At 56.4% G+C, this 7610-nt stretch carries 6 protein-coding genes and 1 pseudogene; all 7 read left to right on the top strand.

The window, feature by feature from the left end; genetic code table 11:
- Positions 1–45 precede the first annotated feature (45 nt).
- Positions 46–1131, top strand: coding sequence for a phospho-N-acetylmuramoyl-pentapeptide-transferase (gene mraY / locus K5905_RS22505; RefSeq protein ID WP_297588004.1), 1086 nt, complete (start codon positions 46–48; stop codon positions 1129–1131).
- A gap of 5 nt (positions 1132–1136) precedes the next feature.
- Positions 1137–2537, top strand: a complete 1401-nt coding sequence (gene murD, locus K5905_RS22500) for a UDP-N-acetylmuramoyl-L-alanine--D-glutamate ligase (RefSeq protein ID WP_297588001.1) — start codon at positions 1137–1139, stop codon at positions 2535–2537.
- Positions 2538–3695 carry an FtsW/RodA/SpoVE family cell cycle protein gene (locus tag K5905_RS22495; RefSeq protein WP_297587999.1) on the top strand — a complete coding sequence of 386 codons (1158 nt, stop codon included), beginning with the start codon at positions 2538–2540 and terminating at the stop codon, positions 3693–3695. It abuts the gene before it with no gap.
- Positions 3696–3713: 18 nt separating this feature from the next.
- Complete coding sequence (murG, locus tag K5905_RS22490; protein WP_297587997.1) at positions 3714–4820, top strand: undecaprenyldiphospho-muramoylpentapeptide beta-N-acetylglucosaminyltransferase; 1107 nt, start codon at positions 3714–3716, stop codon at positions 4818–4820.
- Positions 4817–6217 (top strand): UDP-N-acetylmuramate--L-alanine ligase, encoded by a 1401-nt coding sequence (gene murC / locus K5905_RS22485; RefSeq protein ID WP_297587995.1) that lies wholly within the window; start codon positions 4817–4819, stop codon positions 6215–6217. Before murG ends, murC begins: the two co-directional genes overlap by 4 nt.
- Positions 6218–6228: 11 nt before the next feature.
- A complete protein-coding gene (gene murB / locus K5905_RS22480) occupies positions 6229–7200 on the top strand; it encodes a UDP-N-acetylmuramate dehydrogenase (protein ID WP_297587992.1) in 972 nt (323 codons plus the stop codon).
- Positions 7201–7610, top strand: a pseudogene (locus K5905_RS22475) (D-alanine--D-alanine ligase); the annotation flags it as partial.

Genomic DNA, 7610 nt, shown 5'->3' with positions numbered 1-7610 from the left:
AATATCCGCCTGCGGATGACACTGCGGCGGCATAAGGGATAGCTGATGTTTTATTTCCTGGGGCAATTTGCTGATCAGATCTCTGCACTGAACGTGTTTCGTTACATCACGTTCAGAACGGGCGGCGCGATCATGACAGCGTTGTTTTTTGTGTTTCTCTTTGGACCGAAAATCATTGCAAGCCTTCGAATTCGCCAGGGGCATGGTCAACCGATCCGGGCAGACGGACCTGAAAGCCATCTCTTGACCAAAAAGGGCACTCCGACCATGGGCGGGCTGATGATCCTCTCGGGAGCGCTCGTTGCCGCGCTGCTGTGGTCTGATCTGTCTAACCCTTATGTCTGGGTGGTGATTGGTGTGACATTGGGTTTCGGCATGATTGGATTTTATGACGACTACCTGAAAGTTTCGAAATCGTCCCACAAGGGGTTCGGCGGAAAGGCGCGCCTCGGGTTGGAATTCCTGATCGCAGCTGCCGCTGCGCTTGCCGTTACCTTTCTCGATACCTCTGAATATTCAGAAGCCATCACCTTTCCGTTCCTCAAGGACTTCACGCTGAATCTCGGTCTGATCTTTATCCCCTTTGCAGCGTTTGTCATGGTTGGCGCAGGGAATGCGGTGAACCTGACCGACGGTTTGGACGGACTGGCCATCGTGCCTGTGATGATCGCCTGTGCTTCCTTTGGTCTGATCGCTTATCTTTCAGGTAACGCGGTTTTTGCCAGCTACCTACAAATCCATCATGTCGCCGGAACCGGTGAACTGGCGGTTATCTGCGGTGCCGTGATCGGAGCCGGTCTTGGGTTTCTCTGGTTCAATGCACCACCGGCGGCAATCTTTATGGGAGATACCGGTTCGCTTGCGCTTGGCGGCATGATCGGAGCGATCGCAGTTGCCACCAAACATGAGATTGTCCTGGCAATCATCGGCGGTCTGTTTGTTCTGGAAGCGGTTTCCGTGATTGTCCAGGTGATTTCCTTCAAGCTCACCGGAAAGCGGGTCTTTCGGATGGCGCCGATCCACCACCATTTCGAAATCATGGGCTGGACGGAAAGCCAGGTGGTGATCCGGTTCTGGATCATTGCGGTCGTTCTTGCCCTTCTTGGCCTTGCCACACTGAAGCTGAGGTAAGCCGAATGATCCCCATCACCACATTTGAAAACAGCAAGGTTGCTCTCTTCGGGCTTGGTGGCTCCGGCCTTGTTACGGCTCAAGCTCTCAAACAGGGCGGTGCCGATGTGGTGTGTTTTGATGACAACAGCGACCGGGTCAAGCAGGCGTCGAGCGAAGGATTGGAGGTTCAAGACCTTCGGGACCTGGATTGGTCGGGAATTTCTGCCCTGGTGCTTGCGCCAGGCGTGCCGCTGACCCATCCCGTGCCGCACTGGTCCGTCGATCTTGCTCGAAACGCGGGCGTTGAGATCATTGGCGATGTTGAACTGTTTTGCCGCGAACATCGGAAAATCTGTCCGGCAGCTCCGCTGATCGCGATTACCGGTACGAATGGAAAGTCCACCACAACCGCATTGACTGCGCACCTTCTGAAGGTTCTGGGACTTGATGTGCAGGTTGGTGGCAATATCGGCACGCCGGTTCTGGAACTTGAACCGCCGATCCCCGGGCGTCACTACGTGATCGAGTGCTCCTCCTATCAGATTGACCTGGCGCCTACGCTGGACGCGACCATCGGCATTCACATGAACCTGTCGCCGGACCATCTCGACCGGCATGGCACCATGGAAAACTATGCCGCGATCAAGGAGCGGCTGGTGGCCGGCTCCCGGTTCGCAGTTGTCGGTGTCGACGATCGCATGTCATCTGCCATTGCCGACCGGCTTGAGATGGCCCGCAAACCTATTTGCCGAATTGCCGGAGAACGGGAACTCACCGAGGGAGTTTACGTGCGTCACGGGCGACTTATCGAGGCTCATGACGGAAGTCAGGTCGAGGTCGCGCTGCTCGGAGGGATCGACAGTCTGCGTGGTGATCACAATGGCCAGAATGCCGCTGCCTCCTTTGCGGCGCTTCGGGCGCTGGGAATACCGGCGGACAAGATAGCCGGGGCGATGAAATCATTCCCCGGTCTGCATCACCGTATGGAAATCGTTGCGAAACAGGGGCGTGTCCTTTTCGTGAACGATTCCAAGGCAACAAACGCTGATGCAGCGGCACGGGCGTTGTCGAGCTTTGACAGGATTTACTGGATTGCGGGGGGGCGGGCAAAGTCTGGCGGGATTTCCTCACTCGACGAGTACTTCCCGAAAATCGCAAAGACCTTTCTTATCGGTGAAGCGGCGGAAGACTTCGCCAAGACGCTGGACGGCAGAGTTGCCTACAAGATCAGCGGAACGCTGCCGCAAGCCGTCATAGATGCTGCTGCAGAAGCCGCAGAGGATGGGGCGGAGGAAATTGCCATCCTCCTGTCGCCTGCCTGCGCAAGCTTTGATCAATATCCCAACTTTGAACTGCGGGGCGCTGCTTTTGTAGATGCGGTGCGTGCCTTGCCGGGTGCCGGAAACACTCAGGAGGTCGCATAAATGGTCTCGCGCGCTGATCGTAGTCGCTTTGCCGAATGGCTTTGGACCGTGGATCACTATCTGCTCGCCGCATTTGGTCTTTTGTTGCTGGCAGGGGTGGTTTTCGCGTTTGCAGCGAGCCCTCCCGTGGCAGAACGGATCGGGGTCGATTCTCTTTACTTCGTCAAACGACAGGCGATGTATCTGATCCCCGCAGCGGCGATCATGCTTGCCGGTTCCTTGATGTCGCCAAGAATGGTTCGCAGAGCGGCTCTTATCGTATTCGGCGTGTCTATCTTCCTGTTGATCGCAACACTTTTCATGGGTTTCGAGACCAAGGGAGCACGCCGTTGGATCTACATTGCGGGTGTGTCGCTTCAGGCTTCGGAATTTCTCAAGCCGGCTTTTGTGGTCCTGGTCGCATTTTTGCTTTCAGAGAGTGGGCGACGAAGAGAGGTTCCAGGAGTTCTCTTTGCGTTCATCCTGTTTGCTGTATGTGCTGCGCTTTTGATCGCTCAGCCGGACTTCGGACAAACCATGTTGCTTGGCCTGGTGTGGGCCGGTCTGTTTTTCCTGAACGGCATTTCATGGCTGATCATCGTCACCCTTGGTCTGGTCGGAATAGTTGGTCTATTCGCTGCCTACGCATTTCTTCCACACGTCACGGGTCGCGTTGACCGATTTTTGGATCCGAGTTCCGGGGATACTTTCCAGGTGGATACGGCTATGGATTCGTTTCTGGCGGGGGGCTGGTTTGGTCGAGGGCCGGGAGAGGGAGTGGTAAAGCGGGTTTTGCCTGATAGCCACGCTGACTTTATTTTTGCTGTTGTTGGAGAAGAATTCGGCGCAGTGATCTGTCTTCTGGTTGTTGCCGTGTTTGCCTTTATCGTTCTGCGCGGATTGCGGCACGCCAGCCGCGATCAGGATGCCTTCAGCCGCCTTGCGACGGCAGGACTTGTGGTGCTGTTCGGTTTGCAGGCAACCATCAATCTTGCGGTAAACCTGAACCTGATGCCGTCCAAGGGTATGACCCTGCCGTTTATTTCATACGGTGGATCTTCGCTTCTTTCGTCAGCCATGACCGCCGGTGCCATTCTTGCTCTGACCCGCAGGCGACCGCAGCCGACACGCGGCGATGTCGTCACCGTCAGCCGGCTTTCACCCTCTTCGTTGATGTAAGGCCGAACGCCAGATCTCATGAGCAAAACAGTGTTATTGACGGCCGGTGGTACAGGTGGCCATTTGTTTCCAGCGCAGGCCCTTGCCAGCGAGCTGCTTCGGCGGGGCTGGACAGTTGAACTGGCGACCGACGAGCGGGCGGACAAATACGGCACTGCCTTTCCGGCGCGCAAGGTTCACATCATCTCATCCGAGACAATTCGGGGACGAAATCCGATATTGCTGGCCAAGACAGCCATCAATTTGCTTCTTGGAACATTTCAGGCCAGGTCTGTGATTAAAACCCTGAAGCCTGATGTTGTCGCCGGATTTGGCGGTTACCCGACATTTCCCCCCATGTTTGCCGCCCGTATGACGGGGACGCCATCCATCCTGCACGAAGCGAATGGTGTCATGGGGCGCGCCAACAAGATGCTGGCCAAGGGAGTGACGGCGATCGCCACCAGTGTTCCGATTGAAAACCTGCCGGAAGACCTGGCTGGAAAGCAGATCGAGACCGGCAACCCTGTGCGCGACGCTGTTCTTGATGCTGCCGAACTTGCCTACGATGCGCCGAGACCTGGTGGTGAATTCAAGTTGCTCGTATTTGGCGGTTCGCAAGGGGCGCGTTTCTTTTCCGATCTATTACCGCCTGCTGTCGAGCAGCTGCCTCACGAGGTCAGATCCCGGTTACGGATTGTCCAGCAGTGCCGCGCGGAAGACATGGAGCGGGTGCAGCAGGCCTATGAAGCGCTTGGGGTCAATGCGGAATGTGCGCCGTTCTTTCAGGACATGCCGCAACGCATTGCGCAGTCGCATCTGGTCATCTGCCGTTCGGGGGCTTCTTCTGTAAGCGAACTCAGTGTTCTGGGTCGGCCATCTTTGCTGGTGCCGCTTCCGGGCGCAATCGATCAGGATCAGGCGGCCAATGCCAAAGTGCTGGAAAAGGCACGCGGCGCCTGGCCAATCCGGCAGGTGGACCTGCACTCAGAGCGACTGGCCAAGGAAATCATCCGTTTTATGAATGCACCGGAGATGCTGGAAAACGCTGCGGAAAACGCGCGCAGCGTTGCCAAGCCCGATGCGGTCAAGCGTCTCGCCGACCTTGTCGAAAAGGTCGCAAACAAACAAGGAGAACGGTCATGAAAATGCCGCACGATATCGGACCGGTCCACTTTGTCGGGATCGGGGGCATCGGCATGAGCGGCATAGCCGAAGTGCTGAAGACGCTCGGCTATCAGGTCCAGGGATCCGACATGGCGGAAAATGCCAATGTCCAACGCCTGCGGTCTCATGGCATTCCGGTCACTGTGGGGCATGCGCCTGACAATCTGGGGGAAGCGGAAGTCCTGGTCGTGTCTTCGGCCATCAAAAAGGACAATCCCGAACTTGTTGCCGCCCGGGAAAAGCTGATCCCGGTCGTGCGACGTGCAGAGATGCTGGCCGAACTCATGCGTTTCAAACAGGCCATCGCCGTTGGCGGTACCCACGGTAAAACCACGACGACATCCATGGTCGCGGCGCTGCTGGATGCGGGCAATCTGGATCCGACCGTCATCAATGGCGGCATCATCAATGCCTACGGCACCAATGCGCGAATGGGTAAAGGCAACTGGATGGTCGTTGAGGCCGACGAGAGCGATGGCACATTCGTCAAGCTTCCGGCCGACGTCGCCATTGTCACCAACATCGATCCGGAACATCTCGATCATTATGGTGACTTTGCCGGGGTCAAGGCCGCCTTTCGCCAGTTCGTGGAAAATGTTCCCTTCTACGGATTTGCCGTGATGTGCCTGGACCATCCGGAAGTCCAGACGATGATCGGCACCATCGAAGACCGCAAAGTCATTACATACGGAACCAATCCACAGGCCGATGTCCGCTATACGGATGTGACCATGGATGGCGGAAAATCGGTCTTTTCCGTAGCGATCAGGGATCGCCGCAATGATGAAGTCATCGAGTTGAAGGATCTGGAATTGCCGATGCCGGGTCTCCATAACGTGTCAAACGCCACTGCTGCCATTGCTGTTGCCTCTCAGCTTGGCGTCGAACCGGAAGACCTCAAGAAGGGCATTTCGGCTTTCGGTGGTGTGAAGCGTCGCTTTACCCATACCGGTACGGTCAATGGGATTCAGATTTTTGACGATTACGGTCATCACCCGGTCGAGATCAGGGCGGTGCTGCATGCGGCGCGGGAATCGACAACGGGCAAGGTGATCGCAGTGATGCAGCCTCATAGATACACCCGGCTGCAAAGTCTGTTCGATGATTTCTCCAACTGTTTCAATGACGCCGACGCAGTTGTGATCACGCCGGTTTATGAAGCCGGCGAGAAACCGATTGACGGTGCCCGGCATACCGATCTTGTTTCGGGACTTAGAACCCGTGGTCATCGGCAAGTGCATGCCGTTGAAGGACCGGACGAACTCCCGGCACTTGTCAAGGAATTGGCAGCCCCCGGTGATTTCGTGATTTGTCTGGGTGCGGGCAATATTACGCAGTGGGCCTATGCGCTTCCAAAACAGCTCGAAGAGCTGTGAGGGAGGCAGGTATGCAGTTTCCCGATCTTCTGGAGCAGCACCCGCAACTTTCCGAAGGCATCAGAGGCAAACTGACGCCCAATCAACCGCTTTCGGCCGTGACCTGGTTCCGTACCGGTGGTCCGGCGCAGCTGCTTTTTCAGCCCGCCGACGAGGATGATCTTGCAGTGTTCCTGAAAAAGTTGCCTCAAGGTATTCCGGTGTTGCCGGTCGGACTCGGATCGAACCTGTTGATCCGGGACGGTGGGCTTGAAGGTGTTGTGGTCCGGTTGAGCGCAAAAGGGTTTGGCGCAATCGAGGATATCGGGAACAGGCGTCTGAGAGCGGGAGCTGCGGTGCCGGACAAACGGTTGTCGGAAGCCGCGGCCAAGGCCGGACTGGGTGGATTTGCTTTCTACACCGGCATTCCCGGAGGTCTTGGTGGAGCGCTGCGCATGAATGCAGGGGCCCACGGTACCGAGACCCGCGAGCGAATGGTTGAGCTAACCGCGATCGACTTGCAGGGGCATCGTCATGTTTTGAGCAATTCCGATATGGGCTACGCCTACCGTCATTCCACAGCCTCGAAAGATCTTATTTTCACCTCAGCCGTCTTTGAAGGCACGCCTCAGGACGAAACCGCTATTCGTCAGGAAATGGCTGATGTGGTGGCCCATAGGGAGCGTGCGCAGCCTATCCGTGAAAAAACCGGAGGCTCGACCTTCAAGAACCCGCAAGAAACATCTGCCTGGAAAGAGGTTGATGCCGCTGGATGTCGCGGATTGACGATTGGCGGCGCTCAGATGTCAGAAATGCACTGCAATTTCATGATCAATACAGGCAATGCCACAGGTCATGATCTCGAACTGCTTGGAGAAACAGTCCGAGCCAGGGTTCTGAATCACAGCGGCATCAAGCTGGAGTGGGAAATCAAGCGCTTGGGCCGGTTTGGAGAGACAGGCGTTGTGGAACCGTTTTTGGGACAGGAAGGGGAGGCGGCGTAAATGCCCAAGAAACACGTTGCCGTACTCATGGGTGGCTGGGTCAACGAACGCCCGGTCAGCCTGGCCAGCGGAAAAGGCTGCGCGAATGCCCTGGAGGAAGCCGGCTACAAGGTTTCAAGGATCGATGTGGATCGAAACATTTCCTCTGTCTTGCAAAAACTCCAGCCGGATGTGGTTTTCAACGCGTTGCATGGGCCCTTTGGTGAGGATGGTTGCGTTCAGGGAATTTTAGAGTTTCTTAACATCCCCTATACGCATTCCGGTGTCATGGCATCCGGCCTTGCAATGAACAAGGTGAAGGCGAAAGCGGTGTTGCAGGCAGCCGGGGTTCCGGTCACCGAACACATGATCGTGAACCGCCTGGACATTCGGCGTGAACACCCGATGGAGCCACCTTACGTACTTAAACC

The sequence above is a fragment of the Roseibium sp. genome (assembly GCF_025698965.1).
Taxonomy (GTDB): domain Bacteria; phylum Pseudomonadota; class Alphaproteobacteria; order Rhizobiales; family Stappiaceae; genus Roseibium.
Note: the sequence above shows the minus strand (reverse complement) of the source record. Positions and strands in the feature narration are given on the sequence as shown.

Coding starts and splice junctions, on each gene's coding strand:
- K5905_RS22495 (WP_297587999.1), top strand. CDS start 2,538: ATGGTCTCGCGCGCTGATCGTAGTCGCTTTGCCGAATGGCTTTGGACC.
- murD (WP_297588001.1), top strand. CDS start 1,137: ATGATCCCCATCACCACATTTGAAAACAGCAAGGTTGCTCTCTTCGGG.
- murB (WP_297587992.1), top strand. CDS start 6,229: ATGCAGTTTCCCGATCTTCTGGAGCAGCACCCGCAACTTTCCGAAGGC.
- mraY (WP_297588004.1), top strand. CDS start 46: ATGTTTTATTTCCTGGGGCAATTTGCTGATCAGATCTCTGCACTGAAC.
- murG (WP_297587997.1), top strand. CDS start 3,714: ATGAGCAAAACAGTGTTATTGACGGCCGGTGGTACAGGTGGCCATTTG.
- murC (WP_297587995.1), top strand. CDS start 4,817: ATGAAAATGCCGCACGATATCGGACCGGTCCACTTTGTCGGGATCGGG.